At 70.3% G+C, this 17,856-nt stretch carries 15 protein-coding genes and 1 pseudogene; 6 read left to right on the forward strand and 10 right to left on the reverse strand.

Annotated features, from left to right (window positions below):
- Nucleotides 1-23 precede the first annotated feature (23 nt).
- Both B7P34_RS00090 and B7P34_RS00095 read right to left on the reverse strand, forming a co-directional pair.
- Entirely contained in the window at nt 24-290 is a 267-nt protein-coding gene (locus B7P34_RS00090; RefSeq protein WP_106673664.1) for a hypothetical protein, read from the reverse strand.
- Between the two features lie 40 nt (nt 291-330).
- Nucleotides 331-2,394: an ABC transporter ATP-binding protein gene (locus B7P34_RS00095; protein WP_106673665.1), complete on the reverse strand. Its 2,064-nt coding sequence runs from the start codon at nt 2,392-2,394 to the stop codon at nt 331-333.
- A gap of 562 nt (nt 2,395-2,956) precedes the next feature.
- Here B7P34_RS00095 and B7P34_RS00100 point away from each other — a divergent pair.
- Nucleotides 2,957-5,047, forward strand: coding sequence for an alkyl/aryl-sulfatase (locus tag B7P34_RS00100; protein WP_106673666.1), 2,091 nt, complete (start codon nt 2,957-2,959; stop codon nt 5,045-5,047).
- Nucleotides 5,048-5,066: 19 nt separating this feature from the next.
- Here B7P34_RS00100 and B7P34_RS00105 read toward each other — a convergent pair whose 3' ends face one another.
- From B7P34_RS00105 to B7P34_RS00135, 6 genes are all read right to left on the reverse strand, one after another.
- A complete protein-coding gene (locus B7P34_RS00105) occupies nt 5,067-6,188 on the reverse strand; it encodes an FUSC family protein (protein WP_106673667.1) in 1,122 nt (373 codons plus the stop codon).
- Nucleotides 6,185-7,645 carry a glucose-6-phosphate dehydrogenase gene (zwf, locus tag B7P34_RS00110; RefSeq protein ID WP_106673668.1) on the reverse strand — a complete coding sequence of 487 codons (1,461 nt, stop codon included), beginning with the start codon at nt 7,643-7,645 and terminating at the stop codon, nt 6,185-6,187. The genes B7P34_RS00105 and zwf overlap by 4 nt, the downstream gene beginning before the upstream one ends.
- A 2-nt stretch (nt 7,646-7,647) precedes the next feature.
- A complete protein-coding gene (gene gnd, locus B7P34_RS00115; protein ID WP_106673669.1) occupies nt 7,648-8,679 on the reverse strand; it encodes a phosphogluconate dehydrogenase (NAD(+)-dependent, decarboxylating) in 1,032 nt (343 codons plus the stop codon).
- A 264-nt stretch (nt 8,680-8,943) separates the two neighbouring features.
- Complete coding sequence (gene tkt, locus B7P34_RS00125) at nt 8,944-11,016, reverse strand: transketolase (RefSeq protein ID WP_106673671.1); 2,073 nt, start codon at nt 11,014-11,016, stop codon at nt 8,944-8,946.
- 414 nt (nt 11,017-11,430) lie between these two features.
- Nucleotides 11,431-11,793: a ricin-type beta-trefoil lectin domain protein gene (locus B7P34_RS00130; protein WP_106673672.1), complete on the reverse strand. Its 363-nt coding sequence runs from the start codon at nt 11,791-11,793 to the stop codon at nt 11,431-11,433.
- Nucleotides 11,714-12,316 carry a LysE family translocator gene (locus B7P34_RS00135; protein WP_223267325.1) on the reverse strand — a complete coding sequence of 201 codons (603 nt, stop codon included), beginning with the start codon at nt 12,314-12,316 and terminating at the stop codon, nt 11,714-11,716. Before B7P34_RS00135 ends, B7P34_RS00130 begins: the two co-directional genes overlap by 80 nt.
- A 490-nt stretch (nt 12,317-12,806) precedes the next feature.
- Between B7P34_RS00135 and B7P34_RS00140 the strand changes: the two genes are divergently transcribed.
- The 5 genes from B7P34_RS00140 (at nt 12,807) to B7P34_RS00160 (ending at nt 15,786) form a co-directional block, all read left to right on the forward strand.
- Entirely contained in the window at nt 12,807-13,898 is a 1,092-nt protein-coding gene (locus B7P34_RS00140) for an alpha/beta fold hydrolase (RefSeq protein ID WP_106673674.1), read from the forward strand.
- 85 nt (nt 13,899-13,983) lie between these two features.
- A complete protein-coding gene (locus tag B7P34_RS00145) occupies nt 13,984-14,181 on the forward strand; it encodes a hypothetical protein (protein ID WP_223267326.1) in 198 nt (65 codons plus the stop codon).
- Between the two features lie 238 nt (nt 14,182-14,419).
- Complete coding sequence (locus B7P34_RS00150; RefSeq protein WP_106673675.1) at nt 14,420-14,980, forward strand: CGNR zinc finger domain-containing protein; 561 nt, start codon at nt 14,420-14,422, stop codon at nt 14,978-14,980.
- A gap of 33 nt (nt 14,981-15,013) precedes the next feature.
- On the forward strand, nt 15,014-15,349 hold the full coding sequence (locus tag B7P34_RS00155; protein ID WP_106673676.1) for a VOC family protein: 336 nt from the start codon (nt 15,014-15,016) through the stop codon (nt 15,347-15,349).
- Between the two features lie 53 nt (nt 15,350-15,402).
- Entirely contained in the window at nt 15,403-15,786 is a 384-nt protein-coding gene (locus tag B7P34_RS00160) for a VOC family protein (protein WP_106673677.1), read from the forward strand.
- Nucleotides 15,787-16,114: 328 nt separating this feature from the next.
- Here B7P34_RS00160 and B7P34_RS00165 read toward each other — a convergent pair whose 3' ends face one another.
- Together B7P34_RS00165 and B7P34_RS00170 are read right to left on the reverse strand one after the other, a co-directional pair.
- Nucleotides 16,115-16,657 carry a hypothetical protein gene (locus B7P34_RS00165; RefSeq protein WP_146166657.1) on the reverse strand — a complete coding sequence of 181 codons (543 nt, stop codon included), beginning with the start codon at nt 16,655-16,657 and terminating at the stop codon, nt 16,115-16,117.
- Nucleotides 16,658-16,937: 280 nt separating this feature from the next.
- Nucleotides 16,938-17,819, reverse strand: a pseudogene (locus B7P34_RS00170) (IS5 family transposase).
- Nucleotides 17,820-17,856 lie beyond the last annotated feature (37 nt).

Below are 17,856 nucleotides of genomic sequence, written 5' to 3' on the forward strand. Positions count from 1 at the left end.
TCGTGGCTGACGGGCCGACCGCCCTATCCGGCGCCGAGACCTGCAAGCCCCGCTCCCGGCAGAGCCCCGCTCTCTGCCCGGAAGCCGGGCGCGTGGGCGGGAAGGCGGCCGGTCCCGGAGCCGATGTCGAGGATGCGCTGCCCGGTGACGTCGCCCAGCAACTCGTCCCCGGGGCCCGAGCCCCAGAAACCCCGATCCAGGCGACCGGGCTCCGGGACTACGGTGCCGCGGTCCAGATGGTGGCGACCGTAGAGCGTCCACGCCTGGCCGTTCACCGCGATGTCGTCCATGGAGTCTCCCTTTCCGAGGGCCGGGTGTTCAGGGGGCTGCTCACCGGGCGTCGCTCCTCTCAGCCGCATCGGCTGTCCGCTGTCCGGGCAAGGCGGCGTCCTGGTACTGGACGCGCTGCATCTCGTACAGCTCGCGGAAGACGCCCGCGGCCGACTTGTGCAGGAGCTCTTCGAACGTGCCCGACTCCCGCAGTTCGCCTTCTTCGAGGACGTGGATGAGGTCGGCGTGGCGGACGGAGGCGAGGCGGTGGGTGATCAGCACGACGGTCCGGCCGCTGTCGGCGAGCTTGCGGATCCGGTCGAAGACTTCCAGTTCCGCTTTCGCGTCGAGTGCGGAGGTCGGCTCGTCGACGATGAGGATGCCGGCATCGCGGTAGCGGGCCCGGGCGATGCCGAGACGTTGCCACTGGCCGCCGGAGAGCTGGTGCCCGCCCTTGTAGCCCTTGGACAGGAGGGTGTCCCATCCGCGGGGCAGCTCGGCGATCAGCTTCCCGGCTCCCGCGTACGTCGCGGCGGCATCCAGGGCCTGTTGGTCGAGGGGGCGGTCCGTGCGTCCGATGGCGACGTTCATGCGGCAGGTGAAGGGCCAGCGGTGGAAGTCCTGGCCGACCATGCCGATCCGTGACCACAGCTGTGAGCGGTCCAGGTCGCGGGCGTCGGTGCCGTCCCACAGGATGCGGCCTTCGTCCGGCTGGTACAGGCCGGCGAGCAGTTTGGAGACGGTGGTCTTGCCCGAGCCGTTCTCGCCGACCAGCGCCACGATCTTCCCTACGGGGATGTCGAGGGTGACGTCCTTGAGCGCGGGTCGCTTCTCCTTGGCGGCGAGGCCTTCCGGTTCGTCTGTGTCGTCCGTGTCGCCTGCGTCGTCGGGGTAGTGGAAGGTGACGTCCTCGAAGCGGATGAGGGACAGTTCGTCGGGGAGGGGCAGGCCGCCGGCCGGGATCTCGTGTCGTGCCGCTTCCTGGAGGAGGCGTTCGAGGTCTTGGACGTAGCAGGCCTCCTCGTACAGGTTGTTGACCTGGAGGACGAGGGTCGTCAGGCTCTGTCCGCCGCTGCGGATGGCCAGTACGGCCGTGCCCGCGATGGACAGGGACATCACTCCGGTGGCCAGGAGGGCGCCGAGGGAGGCGTAGGCGAGGGCCGCTGCGACGCCGGTCAGGGCGGAGGCGGTCAGGCGTACCCGGGCCCGGCCGGCCGCGAGGCGGGACTGCTCGGCCTCGGACGTCTCCGACATCCCCCGGAAGTGGTGCAGCACGAAGGGTCCCACGCCGTGGACACGGACTTCGGGAGCCGGCCCGGTCTGCATCAGCGACTGGACCAGGAGCCGCCCCGCCCGTGAGTGCTGCATCCAGCGCAGGTAACTCGCGTATCGTGCCCGGGCGTTGCGGAGCGAAGCCCAGGAGCGGGGCAGGGTCATCAGGACGAGGAGGGGCAGCAGCACCGGGTGCAGGACGGTGAGGACGCCGGCGGCCGCCACGAACGACACGAGGGAGCCGATGACTCCGGTGCAGATGTTGACCATGCGCCTGGCTGCCCCGGCCCCGTACTGGGCACTGTCCATGAGGCGGTTGAAGTCGGCATCCTCGATCGCCGCCAGCTCGACCCGGGCCACGTGCGCGAGGTACGTCTCGGTGGCCACGCGCTCGACCTTCGGCTCCAGCCGGCCGGTTCCGGAGGTGGAGGCGGCGTTCGCCAGGGCGCCGATGACGCCGGTGGCCGCGACACCGATCATGGCGGGGATCGCGGCCTGCACGCGGTGCCCGATCGAACCCGTGGCGAGGACGGTGGCCAGGACGCTGTTGACGGCGACCAGGCTGATGGCCTGGCTGATGCCGCGGACCAGTTCCCCGGCACCGACGGTCCACAGGGCGCGGCGGTCGGCGCTCCAGGCGAGGCGCACGGTGAACGCGACCAGGCGGGGCAACTGCAACGCCATCGCCCACAGGGACATCGCGAAGAATGCCTCGTTGTGATGGGCCCAGCGTGCGGTGTACAGCAGGGGGCCGCCGAAGAGGAGGTTCTCCGACTGCGAGCCCCGGGCTTCCTCCGCCTCGGGAACGGCCGCCTGCGGGGCGGTTCCGGCTTTGCCGTGTTCGGCCTTCATGCCCGGCCTCCCGTGGTGGTGGTCCGGCTCGCGGTGCCGGTGCGCGGGACGGCCCGGCGCAGGATCTGAGGGCGGGTTTCGAACGGCAAGGGCGCCTCCGTGGTGATCAAGCGACGTTCGTTGCGGTGATGCACTGCAACTCCTCGTTGACGATCGGGGTCGGACGGGTGCTCGGAAAACGACCCCCGATCGGGGTCGTCACGGCCCCGGGCGGGCGCTTTCTCGTACGAAAAATCGAGTGCGCGTCAATCGGCCCGCCGTCGCCGGCCGGGCGGGCGGGCGGCCGGTGTGCGATTCACCCGGGCGTGGTCGGTCACCCGATCCGGTACTTGCGTTGCGGCCGGAAACGGCGCGGCGGGCGGCCTCGGTCCGGCGGTCTCCGTGGAGACGGCGGTTACGGATTTGCAATGGAGATCGCGGGCGATCGAGAGTAATCCAGTAGTGGCTGATTCATGCACCTTGCATGCGTTTTGCGTCCGCACATAGTGTCCCGAACGTTCCGGCACATCAGGCGTATCCCATGACGCACGCGGCGATCCCGTGTGCCTGAGGAGGCTGTCGTATGCCCGAGTTCCCGTCCCAGGCGGAGCCGGTCGAGGCCGAGCCCTCGGTCGCCGAAGCCAACCGGCGGATCGTCAGCACGATCCCACCGAACTCCGAGGACTTCGAGGACGCCCGCCGCGGCCTGATCGCACTCCCCGAGATCCCGGCGATCCCCGCCCGCCACAAGGGTGACCGGATCGTGTGGAACTTCGTCAGCTACGACTTCCTGAGCGAGGGCTCGACGGACGAGGCCCCGCCTTCCGTCAACGCGAGCCTGTGGCGCCAGGGACTGCTCACCGCCCAGGCCGGCCTCTTCCAGGTCACGGCCTACGAGCACGGCGCGATCTACCAGGTCCGCGGCTACGACCTGTCCAACATGACCATCGTCGAAGGCGAATCGGGCATCCTGGTCATCGACCCGCTCGCCTGCTACGAGACGGCCCAGTGGGCGCTGAAGCTCTACCGGGACGCCACCGGCAGCCGGCGGCCGATCGTGGGGATCCTCTACACCCACAGCCACGTCGACCACTTCGGCGGTGTCCGCGGCCTCTTCCACGACAAGGGCGGCGTGGTCGACCCCGACATACCGATCATCGCGCCCGACGGCTTCCTGGAGCACGCCGTCAGCGAGAACGTCTACGCGGGCCCGGCCATGGCCCGCCGCTCGGAGTACATGTACGCGGCCAAGCTCGACAAGAGCCCGTACGGTCAGGTCGGCGCCGGCCTCGGGCTGACCATCTCCACCGGCGAGGTCACCCTCGTCCCGCCGAACGTGAACGTCGGCGGCAGCGGCACCGCCCCCGTCCCGCGCGACCAGTGGTCGGCCAAGGACGTCATCCCCTGGCGGCCCGGACTCCACCGGCAGCTCGTCGACGGCATCCGGATGATCATCCAGCTCACGCCGGGCACCGAGGCCCCGGCGGAGATGAACATCTACTTCCCGCAAGCCCGTGCCCTGTGCGCCGCGGAGAACGCGACCCACACCCTGCACAACATCCTCACCCTGCGCGGCGCCCAGGTCCGTGACGCCCACGCCTGGTCGAAGTACCTCACCGAGACGATCCAGACCTTCGGCGAGCACACCGACGTCGAGTTCGCCTCCCACCACTGGCCCCGCTGGGGCAAGGAGAAGATCGTCGAGTTCCTGAGCGTCCAGCGCGACGTCTACGGCTACCTGAACGACCAGACCCTGCGGCTGATCAACGCCGGCAAGACGGGCATCGAGATCGCCGAGGAGCTGGACCTGCCCGAGTCGCTCGCGGGCCACTGGTACACGCGCGGCTACTACGGCTCCCTCAGCCACGACCTCAAGGCCGTCTACCAGCGCTACATGGGCTGGTTCGACGGCAACCCGGCCCACCTGTGGAACCTCCCGCCGTCCAAGGCGGGCGTGCAGTACGTGGCGGCCATGGGCGGTGTGGAAGCCGTCGTCACCACCGCACAGCAGGCGTACGACCAGGGCGAGTACCGCTGGGCCGTCGAACTGCTCAACCACGTCATCTTCGGCCACCCCGACGACAGCGAAGCGGCCAAGAAGCTCCAGCACAAGGCCCTGACCCAGCTCGGCTACGGATCCGAGAACGGCACCTGGCGCAACTTCTACCTCACCGGCGCCCACGAACTGGCCCACGGCGTCGAGAAGCCCTACAACCAGGAACCCGGCGACCTCATCCTCAGCACGACCCTGGAGCAGTACTTCTCCACCCTCGCCCGCGCCCTCGACGGCCCCAAGGCCGCCGCTGAACAGGGCGAACCGATCGTCCTGCAGTGGGTGATCGAAGGTGCCGAGGAAGAGACCTGCACGACGACGCTGCGCAACGGCGTGCTCGTCTACGTACCGGGCAGGGACCGCTTCGCCGGGGCCGGGTTCTCCAACGCCGGGGGGCCGGGAACCCCCCTCAGGCTCTCCGTGATCAAACTGACCCGTGACGTCCTCAACGGCCTGATGTACGGCGCCGATGGCGACTACCGCACCGCCTTCGACAACGCCGTGCGCGACGGGCTCGTCCAGATCATCGAGGGCAAGCAGGAGTACGCGGACACCGTGTTCGGCTACCTGACCCGGCCCGACACGACCTTCCCGATCGTCGCCCCGGCCGTCCCCCGGTAGCCGAGGGAAAGGGGAAATCTCACGTCTGCCGGCCCGGCGCCCCGGACGTGCCGTCGTCCCCCCGCTGCCGTCGGCGATCGTAGTCTGCGACAGCCGCGTTGGTGAGGCGCAGACCGCTGCGCAGGCAGGCGTCGCGAGGGCTCGGGTAGTCCGTCCGGTGCCGGCGTTCGACGAGGTTCGCCGCCCGCAGTGCGGTGGACGCGTCGTGGCCGGACAGGGCCGCGTCCAGGGCCCGGCGCGTGGCGTCGATGAGCGGGGCAAGCGCGCGCACCGCCCGGTCGAGTGGGACGTCGACCGGGCGGTGCGCGCGTGCTTGGAGTTCTTCCGCGAAGGAGCGGAGGGTGATGGACGTGCGCTGGGCCAGTTCGATCCGATCGCCCAGCTCCGCGAGTGCGGCATCCCGCGCACTGCGGTGGCGCCGCACGGCGGGCCGTCGGAGGGCCCGGCGGGCTCGGGAGAGCTGGACGGCCAGCGCGTGCGGGCGTTCACCGAGGGCGAGCGCACGGTCCGTGGGCGGCTCGACGCGGCCGGCGGCCGTCTCTTCGGCGGTGCCGCGCAGCAGGGCCGTGACGTCCCTGCGGTAGGCGTCGAGGCCGTCGGCCAGCAGACGTACGGGGTCGGGTGGCCGGAGCAGCGGAGCGAGCAGGATGACCACGGCCGCGCCCACCAGGGTTTCCAGCACCCGTGCCTCGGGGTAGCCGGCCACCGGCACGCCGAAGATCAGGATGGAAGTGATGACCACCTGGCGGTCGGGCACTCCGTCGTGGCGGAGGAGGAGACTTCCCGCGATGCCCAGCACGACCACCAGGGGGAAGGCGAAGGTGCTGTGGGGCATGACCCTCAGCACGGCCACGCTCAGCACCGCGCCGAGGACCACCCCGCCCACTCGCTGGTACGCGAGCCGGGGCGCGACGGCGAGGCTGCCGCTCAGGAGCAGGACGCAGGGCAGGGCCGCCGGGACCGGGTCGTCGCTGGTGCCCAGGAGTACGCAGGCGTACCACGCGACCGTCGCGCAGACGAGGATGCGGGCGGCGACGGCCAGTTCGGAGCGGCTCGGGCGGTGGAGACGCCGGCCCGGCGTGCTGAACCGCGCGGCCGCGGCCGTGGCGGACGCGCGGCAGCGCGCCCGAGCCGCGCTCACCGGCTCTCGTCCGGCAAGTACCAGGCGTAGGGGTGGATGAGTTGATGGATGCTGTCCGGCCCCCACGAGCCGGAGGCGTAGGACTGCACGGGGGGAGGGTTCTGCAGCAGGGGTGAGGACGCCTCCCACAGCCGCTCGATGCCGTCGGCGCTGGTGAAGAGGGACTGGTCGCCCAGCATGGCGTCGAGGATGAGGCGTTCGTAGCCCTCCAGGGCGTGGGCGGTGTTGAAGCAGTCGGTGTACGCGAAGGTCATGCGGGCTTCGCCCAGGCGCATCTCGGGGCCGGGTTCCTTGGCGAGGAAGCGGGCGGTGATGCGGCCGGGGTCGTCGAAGTCGATGACGAGGGCGTTGTGCCGGCCGCCGGCGGCGTCGCGGGAATCGGTGGGGAACATCCGCAGGGGCGGTTCGCGGAAGCCGAGGGTCACCAGGTGTCGTCCCTGGGCCAGGGCTTTGCCGGAGCGCAGGTAGAAGGGGACGCCGGCCCAGCGCCAGTTGTCGATGTCGACGCGCAGGGCGGCGAAGGTCTCGGTGTCGGAGTGCGGGTCGACACCGGGTTCGTCGCGGTACGCCGCGTACTGGCCGCGGACGACGTGCGCCGGGTCCAGGGGCCGCATGCTCTGGAAGACCTTGTCCTTCTCGGCCCGCAGGGAACGGGCGTCCAGGGCGGCCGGCGGCTCCATGGCGACGAAGCCGAGGATCTGGAAGAGGTGGGTGACGATCATGTCGCGGAAGGTGCCGGTCCCTTCGAAGAACCCCGCGCGGCCCTCGATGGTGAGCTTCTCCGGCACGTCGATCTGCACGTGGCTGATGTGGTCGCGGTTCCAGACGGGCTCGAAGAAGCCGTTGGCGAAGCGCAGGGCGATGATGTTGTCGACGGACTCCTTGCCGAGGAAGTGGTCGATGCGGAAGACCCGGTCCTCGTCGAAGACGCCGTGGATCGTCTCGTCGAGGGCGCGGGCCGAGGCGAGGTCCGTGCCGAAGGGCTTCTCCACGATCAGCCGGCCGCCCTCCGCCAGCCCGGTCGCGCCGAGCTCTCCGACGACGGACGGGAACGCCTTGGGCGGCACCGCGAGGTGGAACAGCCGCCGCGGGTTGCCGCCGATGGCGTGTTCGGCGTCGCGCACGGCGGTCAGCAGGGGGTCGTAGGCCCCGGGGTCGGCGGCGCCGAAGGAGAGGGTCGCCTCGAACTCCTGCCAGGCCGGGCCTTCCGGCTTGGACCTGCCGAACGCGGCGACGGCCTCCCGGGCGTGCTCGCGGAAGCCGTCGGTGCCGAGCGCGGCGTCGGCCGGCGCGGAGCCGACGATGCGGTAGCGGTCAGGCAGCAGTCCCGCGCGCGCCAGATGGAAGAGGCCGGGCAGGAGTTTGCGCTTGGCCAGGTCGCCGGTGGCGCCGAAGAGGACGACGACGTGGTCGTCGGGGCGCGGGCCGTGCTTGCCTGCGGTGCGGGAGTCGGTCACGGTCACTCCTTCTTCTCGGCGTGGCCGCCGAATTCGCTGCGCATGGCAGAAAGCACCTTGGCGGTGAACGTGCCGAGGTCCCGGGACTCGTAGCGCTGGTTGAGGGCGGCGCTGATGACGGGGGCGGGGACGCTCTCGTCGATCGCGGCATGCACGGTCCAGCGGCCCTCGCCGGAGTCGGAGACGCGGCCGGCGAAGTCGTCGAGCCCGGGGGGGCGGGCGAACGCGTCGGCGGCCAGGTCGATCAGCCAGGAGCTGATGACCGAGCCGCGTCGCCAGACCTCGGCGACCTCACCGACGTCGATGTCGTACGGGTAGGCGCCGGGATCGCGCAGCGGGGCGGTCTCGGCATCCACCGCGCGCTCGTGCAGGCCGGCGTCGGCGTGCTTGATGATGCTCAGCCCTTCGGCGATGGCGGCCATCATCCCGTACTCGACGCCGTTGTGGACCATCTTCACGAAGTGCCCGGCGCCGCTGGGGCCGCAGTGCAGATAGCCCTCGGGGGCGGTGCCGCCGGTGCGGGTCCGGCTAGGGGTCGGCTCGGCGTCGCCCGTGCCGGGGGCGATGGAACGGAAGACGGGATCGAGGCGGCGTACGGCCTTCTCGTCGCCGCCGATCATCAGGCAGTAGCCGCGGTCGAGGCCCCGGACGCCGCCCGAGGTGCCGCAGTCGACGTAATGGATGTCGTGCGCGGCGAGCCGGCGGGCGCGGGTGATGTCGTCGAGGTAGGAGGAGTTGCCGCCGTCGACGACGGTGTCGTCGGCGCTCAGCAGCGTGGTCAGGTGGTCGAGCACCGGCTGGACCGCGCCGGCGGGGAGCATCAGCCAGACGCTGCGGGGAGGATCCAGTTTTCCGACGCATTCCTCCAGGGAGAGGGCGGCGGTCGCGCCTTCCTTCTCCAGGGCCCGGACGGCGTCGTGGTCGAGGTCGTTGACGACGCAGCGGTGGCCGTCGCGCATGAGGCGCCGCACGAGGTTGGCGCCCATCCGGCCGAGGCCGATCATGCCGATCTGGCACGGGGTGTCGGTGGTCATGGCCGGTCTCCGTCCTTCAGGGGGTGGTGGTGGCGGACGGGGGCGCCGGCGGACGAGCGGTCCGGGCCCCGGCCGGCCTGGTGGCCACTGCGCGCGGAACGCGACAACGTCAACGCCATCGGATCGCGACCGCGTCACCTGACCGCGGCCGACCGTGCGACGGGCTTGACGGGCTTGACGGGCTCGACGGGCTCGACGGGCTCGACGGGCTTGACGGGCTTGACGGGCTCGACAGGTTCGATGGACTCGACGGCCCGGTCGCCCTCATGCCCCGGCCTCCCGCTGCCGCGCCCCCACGAGTTCCCGTGCCCGCTGGGCGACGCGCTCGGGGGTGAAGCCGAAGTGGTGCAGCAGCTGCTTGAGCGGGGCGGAGGCGCCGTAGGTGTGCATGCCGACGACGGCCCCGCCGCTGCCCACGTAGCGGTCCCAGCCGAAGGTGGACGCCTGCTCGATGCCCACGCGTGCTGTGACCGCGGGCGGCAGGACCTCGTCGCGGTACTCCTGCGGCTGGCGGTCGAAGAGTTCCCAGCAGGGCATGCTGACCACGCGGGCCCCGATGCCGTCCACGGCGAGCTCTTCGCGGGCGGAGAGGGCCAGGTGGACCTCGGAGCCGGTGGCCAGCAGGATCACGTCCGGTTCGCCCGAGGGAGCGTCGGCCAGGACGTACGCGCCGCGGGCCACGCCCGCGGCCGCCGCGAACCGGGAGCGGTCGAGGGTGGGCAGGTTCTGGCGGGACAGCACGAGGGCGGCGGGCTCGTGACGCAGCCCGGCGACCACCCGCCAGGTCTCCACGACCTCACCCGCGTCCGCCGGCCGGAACACCAGCAGCCCGGGCATCGCCCGCAGCCCGGCGAGCTGTTCGACGGGCTGGTGGGTGGGGCCGTCCTCGCCGACGCCGATGGAGTCGTGGGTGAAGATGTGGACCACGGGGATCTCCATCAGCGCGGAGAGCCGGATGGCCGCCTTGGCGTAGTCGGAGAAGATCAGGAACCCCGACCAGTAGGGCCGCACCTTGACCAGCGCCATGCCGTTGGAAACGGCCGCCGAGGCGTGCTCCCGCACGCCCAGGTGGAGGTTGCGGCCGTCCGGGCTGCCGGGCTGGAAGCTCTCGGCGCCCTCGAACTCCAGCAGCGTCTTCGTCGACGGCGCGAGGTCGGCCGAGCCGCCCATCAGCCACGGCAGTCGCTGGGCGAGGGAGTTGAGCACCTTGCCCGACGAGTCGCGCGTCGCCAGGCCCTTCGGGTCGGCGGGGAAATCGGGCAGCGCCGCTTCCCAGCCGTCGGGGAGCTTACGGCGCTGGATGCGCTCGATCTCGTCCGCGAGCTCCGGGTACGAGGCGCGGTACGAGGTGAAGAAGTTCTCCCAGGCGGTGCGCAGCCCCGCGCCCCGGGCGCCGATGCCCTGCTCGAACCAGTCCCGCACCCCGGCGGGGACGTAGAACTGCTCGTCCTCCGGCAGTCCGAAGAACCGCTTGGCCGTGCGGACGCCGTCCTCGCCGAGCGGGGAGCCGTGGGCCTTCGGCGAGTCCTCGACGGGAGAGCCGTAGCCGATGTGGCTGTGCACCACGATCAGCGTGGGCCGCTCGGTCTCGGCCTTGAAGGTGTGGAAGGCGCGGGCGACGGCGTCCAGGTCGTTGGCGTCCGCGACGGTCGTCACGTTCCAGCCGTAGGCGAGGAAGCGGGCCGCGACGTCCTCGGTGAAGGTGATGTCGGTGTGCCCCTCGATGGTGATCCGGTTGGAGTCGTAGATCCAGCACAGGTTGGACAACTGCTGGTGCCCGGCGAGCGAGGCGGCCTCGGAGGCGATCCCCTCCATCATGCAGCCGTCCCCGGCGAGCGCGTACACGTCGAAGTCGAAGACCCGGAAGTCGTCCCGGTTGTAGCGCGCGGCCAGCCACCGGCCGGCCATGGCCATGCCGACGGACGTGGCCACGCCCTGCCCGAGGGGCCCGGTCGTGGTCTCCACTCCACTGGTCCACCGGTACTCGGGGTGCCCGGGGCAGCGGGAGTCGAGCTGCCGGAAGGTCTTGAGGTCGTCGAGGGTGACCGACTGCCGGCCGAGCACCTCGTAGTCGGGGTCGACCGCGCGGACCCCCGTGAGGTGCAGCAGGGACCACAGCAGGGTGGAGGCGTGTCCCTCGGAGAGCACGAACCGGTCGCGGTTCGGCCAGATCGGATCCTGCGGATCGAACCGCAGGAACTTCTGCCACAGCGTGTACGCGACCGGGGCGATGCCCATCGGGGTGCCCGGGTGCCCGGACTCCGCCTGCTGGACGGCGTCCATGCACAGCCCCCGGATGGTGTTCACCGCGAGGGTGTCCAGCTCCGTCGTGGGCATCGAAAGGCTCCCCTGACTGTCGGCGGACCTGCTCTTCCCAGTAGACGGCAGGGGCAGAGGGCGTGCATCTCAGCGACCGCCCGGCGGCCATCGACCGAGGGCGGACCTGCTCGTCGACCGTCACCTCGGGGAACCGCTTCCGGTGGGGCTCCGCGGGTCCTGTGCCGCCGCCACCGTCTTCGCGCACCATCATCACGGGGCGCCGAGTGACGTCTTCTCCACGGGTACGGGGTGGCGTACGGGCTGCCGCCGCGCGTCGTACGGAATTCGAAGGCGCTGCTGCGGGCTGGCGTCTTCGATGTGAAGGGGGTGTGGGTGATCTTCCTTCGAATGTGGTGCAACGCGTCCTGCCGTCGGGAGGTCGCGGCGGGTGGTGGGGGTGACCCGTCGTCCGCTGCTCAGCGTGTCGTGTCCTCAGCCGACGTGCCACTGCTGCTGCGCACTGCCGTTGCTGTCCCACATCTGGACGGCCGCACCGTTCCACTGGTTCGCGCCGGAGATGTCCAGGCACTTGTTGCCGTGGATCAGCTGCTTGCCGTTCCAGGCCCAGGTCTGGCCGCCGTTGCAGTCCCACATGTTCAGGGCGGCGCCGTTGGCGCCGTTGCCGTCGGCGACATCGAGGCACTTGCCGTTCAGGTCACTCTCCAGCGCGTCGGGGTGAGCGGCGAGTTCGGCGGCCCGGCGCAGCGCCCAGATGTCAGCGCAGGGCGACCGCCGCGCCCGATCGTTCGGTGGCGATCTTGACGGCGAAGCCGGCCAGCGCGGTACCCATCGCATAGCGGTGCAGGCGCTGCCAGAGCGGGTGCCGGGCGAAGAACCCGGCGGCGGAGCCGGCCGTTACGACGAAGAACGCGTTGCCCGCGACACCCACCGCGATCAGGGTCACCCCCAACAGCAGCCCCTGCAGGCCGACGTGGCCGCGCTCCGGGTCGACGAACTGCGGCAGCAGTGAGACGTAGAGGATGGCCACCTTGGGATTGAGCAGGCAGGTGACGAAGCCCATCAGGAAGAGCTTGCGGGACCCGTCGGGCGCCAACTCCTGTGCCTCGAAAGCGGATCGGCCGCCCGGCCGGACAGCCTTCCAGGCCAGCCAGAGCAGGTAGCCCGCTCCGGCCAGCTTGATCGTCAGGTAGATCTCCGGCACCAGCGCGAAGACGGTGGCGATTCCGGCGGACACCGCGAGGAGGTAGATCAGGAAGCCGAGGGCGACCCCGGCCAGCGAGATCAGCCCTGCCCGGCGGCCCTGGGCGATCGAGCGGGAGACCAGGTAGATCATGTTCGGCCCCGGTATCAGCACCATGCCGAGCTCCACCACCGCAATCCCCGCTATTGCTCCCAGCCCGATCACAGCACTACCTCCGTACACGCGTTCGCCTGGGCGCAACCTAGCAGCTCACGGCCATGCGCGGCTCAGCGCGCCGAACCGGGACGGCGGCCACCTCGCCACGCTGACTGCTGCCAAGACTGAGACCGGTCCGATCTCGGCAGAGTGCCCGGCCAGGGCGTGCGACTGTAGGGGTTGTGCGACCACATGGCTTTGCAGGTGTGTTGGAAGTCGGCTCGGCCGGCAGCGCGGCGGGCTATGAACGCGAGGTGCCGAGCGGTTGAGCGCCAAGCGTCCCTGGAGTGCGATGACTTGGCGTGCGTCACCTGTTTGACCGGTGATGCATGCTGTGCCACAGTCGTCTGGCACGCCCACGGAGGCCGTCGGTACCCCCGTGTGCGTGGGATCTCCTGCGAGGCGCGCATCGGTCGCAGGCCGGCACTTCGAGACGCACGGAGGGCTCCACATGATCAACAGGCGTACGTTCGGCAAGGCTCTCGGCTTGGGCGCCGGTGGCACGGTCGCCGCAACGCTGACGGAACTGTCGGGACCGGCACATGCCTCGGCTCTGACGGGGCAGCAGACCGGTCCGGCCGCCGCGCCCCCGGCAGTCGGTCCGGCCGCCGTGCCCCCGGCCGGACCCGGCGGGCGCACCGCGTTTCCCCCGCTCAAGAAGGTCAGAGCCGGCCTGCTGGAGATCGGCTACGCCGAGGTGGGGCCGGCCCGCGGGGCGCCGGTCATCTGCCTGCACGGCTGGCCGTACGACATCCACAGCTATGTCGATGTCGCGCCCATGCTGGCAGCGGAGGGATACCGAGTGATCGTTCCCTATCTGCGCGGCCACGGCACGACGCGCTTCGTCTCGCCCCGGACCGTCAGGAACGGGCAGCAGTCGGCCCTCGCCCTCGACATCATCGCCCTGATGGACGCACTGGGTCTGGAGAAGGCGGTGCTCGCCGGATTCGACTGGGGAGCGCGGTGCGCCGACATCATCGCGGCGCTCCGGCCGGAGCGCTGCAAGGCCCTGGTGTCGGTGGGCGGATACCTCGTCGTCAACCTGGAGACGAACCTCCTGCCGCTGGCGCCGGCGACGGAGCACGCCTGGTGGTACCAGTACTACTTCTCCACGGAGCGGGGCCGGCTCGCCATGGAGGACAAGGACAAGCGGCACGACCTGACACGGCTGGTCTGGGACACCGTCTCCCCGACGTGGGACTTCGACGACGCCACCTTCGAGCGCACGGCCGCCGCCTTCGAGAACCCGGACTACGCCGCCATCGTGATCCACAACTACCGCTGGCGGCTGAGCCTCGCCGAGGGCGAACGGCGCTACGAGCCGTACGAGAAGCGGCTCGCCACCCGGCCGGTCATCACCGTACCGACGGTGACGCTCGACGCCGAGCGGGACCCCTTCACGGTACCGGGCGACGGGACCGCGTACCGGGACAGATTCACGGGCCCGTACGATCGCCGCACCCTGAAGGGCATCGGCCACAACGTGCCGCAGGAGGCGCCCGAAGCGTTCGCCCGAGCCGTCATCGATGCTGATCGTCTCTGATGGGGCATCAAGCCCCATTCGCAGGCGTGTCCATATCCGATTGTTGTCGTGCCGCGCGCAAGGGCACCGAGGCAGCGGGAGGCTGATGATGAAAGACCACAACACCCGGGACAGCGGCTCGGCGATGCGCCGCGCACGGTTCGGCGCGTTGCCCGAGCGAATCGCCTACGAGGACATGACCGAGACGAAGGAGGCCTCACCGAGGGACCCGGCGCGGGACGCCTACGACCCCGAAGGGGCGAGGAGCCTCCTCTCCTGCCTGGCATGGGACCTGGCGCTCTGACGCGCGCCCTCCTCTGCCGGACATCCTGAAGGACGCCGACCGGCGTGCTGTGATCGTGCTCGATGCCGTTCGGCAGGGGGCACGGCCCATCTGGCCGCACCGGGCCGCGTGCGGCGACCGCCGTCTGCGGCAGCGCCGGCCGGGCCGCGGGATCCGGCTGAACGCCACGGAAGAACGGGGCCCTCTGTAACGGCTGACGATCCTTGCGAGCGCCATCGTCACCCTTCAAGATGGTGACGTGAACATAGATCATGCCTTTGTGTGCGGCAATCCGGCCCTGGACTTCGCGGGCACGCTCCGGGCGCGCCGCACGGTGCGATTCGAGATGTTCGCGACGCCGGACCGCCTGGACGCGTGGTACGTGGAGTCCGGCATCGTCGACTCCGTCTCGCCCGCCCGGCAGGTCGACGTGGGACGGGCGACGGCCGTACGGGAGGCCGTCTACCAGCTGATCACGGCCCGGCGCCTCGGCACGGACTTCGACGACGAGGCGCTGGCCGTGGTCAACGAAGCGGCCCGCAGAGCACCCGCGGCACCGCAGCTGACCCACGCCGGCCGCTGGACGGCGGCGACACAGCGAGAAGCGCTGTCCACCGTCGCCCGGCATGCAGTGGAATTGCTGAGCGGCCCGGACGTACTCCTGCTCAAGGAGTGCGACAACCCCGAGTGCACGCGCGTCTACATCGACCGCTCGCGCGGCATGCGACGCCAGTGGTGCGGCATGGAGTCCTGCGGCAACAAGATCAAGGCCGCGGCGTACCGCGCCCGCAAGAAGACTGCCGTCACTCCCGCGGGATGACTGTGTTCCCTCGGCCGGTCACATCCACCGCTCGTGGACCGGCACGCTGGGCACCGGGCCCAGGTCCTGGACGGCTCTCTCGCTGATGACGACTTTCCAGGAGATCCGCAAGCCCTGGTCACCTCCGCGGCAGCCACCTTGCTGTTCATCAGAGTCGATGACCCCAAGACGGTGAAGAACCGTGTGCATCTGGATCTCCAGCCCCAGGACCGCACCCGGGACGAGGAGGTCGAGCGGCTGCTCGCGCTCGGGGCCACGCTTCAGGGCAACCACCGACGGCCCGACGGAACGGGGTGGGTAACGCTGCACGACCCCGAGGGCAACGAGTTCTGCGTGGAACGCAGTGCGGGGGAGCGGGCGAAGGGCTGAAGTCCTGCTGTCCGGTTCGGTCGTGCTCGGGCTGTCTCCGTACACTGACGGGCATGGCATGCCGCATCAGCGAGTTGGTCATCGACTGCGCCGACCCCGAAGGGCTCGCCGCTTTCTGGAGCGAGGTCCTCGGCTACGTCGAGCTCGAGCGCGAGGACGACGGAAGCATCGCGATCGGGCCGCCCGACGCCGGCTTCGGCGGCCCGCAGCCCACCCTCGTCCTCAGCCCCAGCAGCACCCCGCGGACCGGCAAGCTCCGGCTGCACATCGACGTCAACGCAACCGACCGCGACCAGGACGCCGAGCTGGAGCGGCTGCTCGCTCTCGGCGCCGAGCCTGTCGACGTCGGTCAGACCGGCGCTGAGAGCTGGCACGTCCTGGCCGACCCGGAAGGCAACGAATTCTGCCTCCTGCGCACCCGGCTCAAGCCCCTCTGAGGGCCGCCCACCGGTGAGCTCGTGCAATCCTCGTGCCATCATTCGTGCAATCAACGCGCGCCCCGCTATCGCCAGTCCCTCGCAGAGCCGGTCCGCCCTAGGGCGTGTCCGGCGGGTCGGGTGGCCGGCAGTGGCAGGACCTCGCCCTTCGGCACGGCTAGCACGCAGCACACGTCGTTCTTCCAGCCAGGCCCGCAGCGTGCGGCACTGCCCGTACGCCTCGTCGGCGAGGAAGTAGGTGAAGGGCACACCGGCGCCTGGGGTCGTTCCTGACATCCCGGCGAGTCCAGCTGTGGAACGCCCCCGCCCGTCAGGTGGTCAACGGCCTCTATAACCCGGCCTCGTCCGGGCGGAGCTCCGGAGACGTCGTCGCGGCCGGCGCCCCGTGCCCTTCCTCCTCGCTCAAGTACTCGGCCGCGACATCGAGGTACGCCCGTCGGCTCGGGCTGATGGCCTGCCAGACCCTCTCGTCCTGCGGTTCTCCAGGGTCACCCGGGCCCTTGCGGATCACATCCTGTACAGCGAACGCGGCTTCTCGCGCCGCGTTGTTGACCTTGGACGCGCACACCAAGTGGATCGTCTTCTGGGTCACCCACACCCTGTCGAGGGCCCGCCTGGCCCGCATCTGCCACTCTGCATCGGTCTCATTGTGGTGGTAGCGGTCCACGGCGCCCCGTTCGGCTTCCTGCAGAGCGCACAGGAAGGCAACGATGTGGGTGAGGTGTTCGTTGCGGCGTGCCTCGACGCGTTCGCGTTCGTTGCGGCGCGCCTCCGCCCGCTCCGATGCGCGGCCTTGCAGGAGCTGGCCCACGAGCGATGCGACGGTCCCGAGCATGACGCCGATGAACGGCGGAAGTGATGTCGTCCACACCCGCACAGTGTGGCAAGAACCAGACTTGTCATATCGTAATTCCGGGCTTATTGGGCGGCATCCCGTCGCGTGCTGTATAAGCCCTCCGCACCTGCGCCTCTACGGGGCGCGGGTCGTCGCGGGCCTCCGAGTGCCACTGGACGCCGATCGCGAAGGGTGGTCGCAGTACTCGACGATGTCGCCGACCGACTGGTGGTGGGCGGCCACCTGCCGTACCCGAAACGCACGAGCTCACTCACCGTGGAACAACCGGCTGCAGCACTAAGGACTGTCCGGCGGGTCACGAGCGAAGCCAGAGGCGAATGGCAGCGACGGTCACGGTGCTGTGGAAGATGTACGCCCTTTTGCCGAATCGGGTGGCTACAGCGCGGAAGTCCTTGAGGGCGTTGATCGTTCGCTCGACTTCGTTGCGGCGTTTGCAGATCGTCTTGTCGAAGCCGACGGGTCGGCCGCCCGCGCTGCCGCGGCGCTGGCGGTTGGCCCGCTGGTCCTTGCGTTCGGGGATGGTGTGCTTGATCTGCCGACGCCGTAGGTACGGCGGTTCTGGCGGGACGAGTACGCTTTGTCGCCGCCCAAGTGATCGGGGCGTGTGCGCGGATGACCGCCGCCGGGCCGTGGGACGCGGATGCGTTCGAGGACTGGGATCAGTTGCGGGCATCACCCCACTGGCCTGGTGTGATGACGAACGCGAGCGGACGTCGGCCGCCCTCACCAGCCAGATGGATCTTGCAGGTCAGCCCTTGATGGGAGCGGCCTAGGGCCTCATCCGAACGATGTTGAACAGGCCGGCCGCGTCGTCCAGGGATACGCGGTGCGTTGGTGTGGGCGCCCGTGGCATGCTGATGAGCACGGCACGCGGTCGAGTCCACGCTGACCATGCTCCAGCCGATCCGGCCTTCCGCATCAGCAACGGCCTGGACGGCCCGCAGGATTCTCTCCCACCTGCCGTCCGCCGACCACCTGCGATGCCTGTCGTGCACGGTCTTCCACTTCCCGAACCGTGCCGGCAGATCACGCCATGGGACACCGGTCCGCTGCCGGAAGAGAATGCCATTAGTCACCCTGCGATGACTCTTCCAACGACCACCCCGCGTCCCACGTTCTTCGGCAAGTGCGGCTCCAGCCGAGCCCATTCCTGATCCAACAGATCGCCCCGCCCCACACGGCCGGAACGATATGGATGCAGGCCTGGTCACGCG

The sequence above is a fragment of the Streptosporangium nondiastaticum genome (assembly GCF_003011965.1).
Classification (GTDB): Bacteria; Actinomycetota; Actinomycetes; order Streptomycetales; family Streptomycetaceae; genus Streptomyces; species Streptomyces nondiastaticus.

Excerpts from the sequence above, each read along its gene's own strand:
- B7P34_RS00090 (WP_106673664.1), bottom strand. The coding sequence starts at position 290 with ATGGACGACATCGCGGTGAACGGCCAGGCGTGGACGCTCTACGGTCGC.
- B7P34_RS00095 (WP_106673665.1), bottom strand. The coding sequence starts at position 2,394 with ATGAAGGCCGAACACGGCAAAGCCGGAACCGCCCCGCAGGCGGCCGTT.
- B7P34_RS00100 (WP_106673666.1), top strand. The coding sequence starts at position 2,957 with ATGCCCGAGTTCCCGTCCCAGGCGGAGCCGGTCGAGGCCGAGCCCTCG.
- gnd (WP_106673669.1), bottom strand. The coding sequence starts at position 8,679 with ATGACCACCGACACCCCGTGCCAGATCGGCATGATCGGCCTCGGCCGG.
- tkt (WP_106673671.1), bottom strand. The coding sequence starts at position 11,016 with ATGCCCACGACGGAGCTGGACACCCTCGCGGTGAACACCATCCGGGGG.
- B7P34_RS00130 (WP_106673672.1), bottom strand. The coding sequence starts at position 11,793 with ATGCGATGGGTACCGCGCTGGCCGGCTTCGCCGTCAAGATCGCCACCG.
- B7P34_RS00135 (WP_223267325.1), bottom strand. The coding sequence starts at position 12,316 with ATGGTGCTGATACCGGGGCCGAACATGATCTACCTGGTCTCCCGCTCG.
- B7P34_RS00140 (WP_106673674.1), top strand. The coding sequence starts at position 12,807 with ATGATCAACAGGCGTACGTTCGGCAAGGCTCTCGGCTTGGGCGCCGGT.
- B7P34_RS00145 (WP_223267326.1), top strand. The coding sequence starts at position 13,984 with ATGATGAAAGACCACAACACCCGGGACAGCGGCTCGGCGATGCGCCGC.
- B7P34_RS00160 (WP_106673677.1), top strand. The coding sequence starts at position 15,403 with ATGGCATGCCGCATCAGCGAGTTGGTCATCGACTGCGCCGACCCCGAA.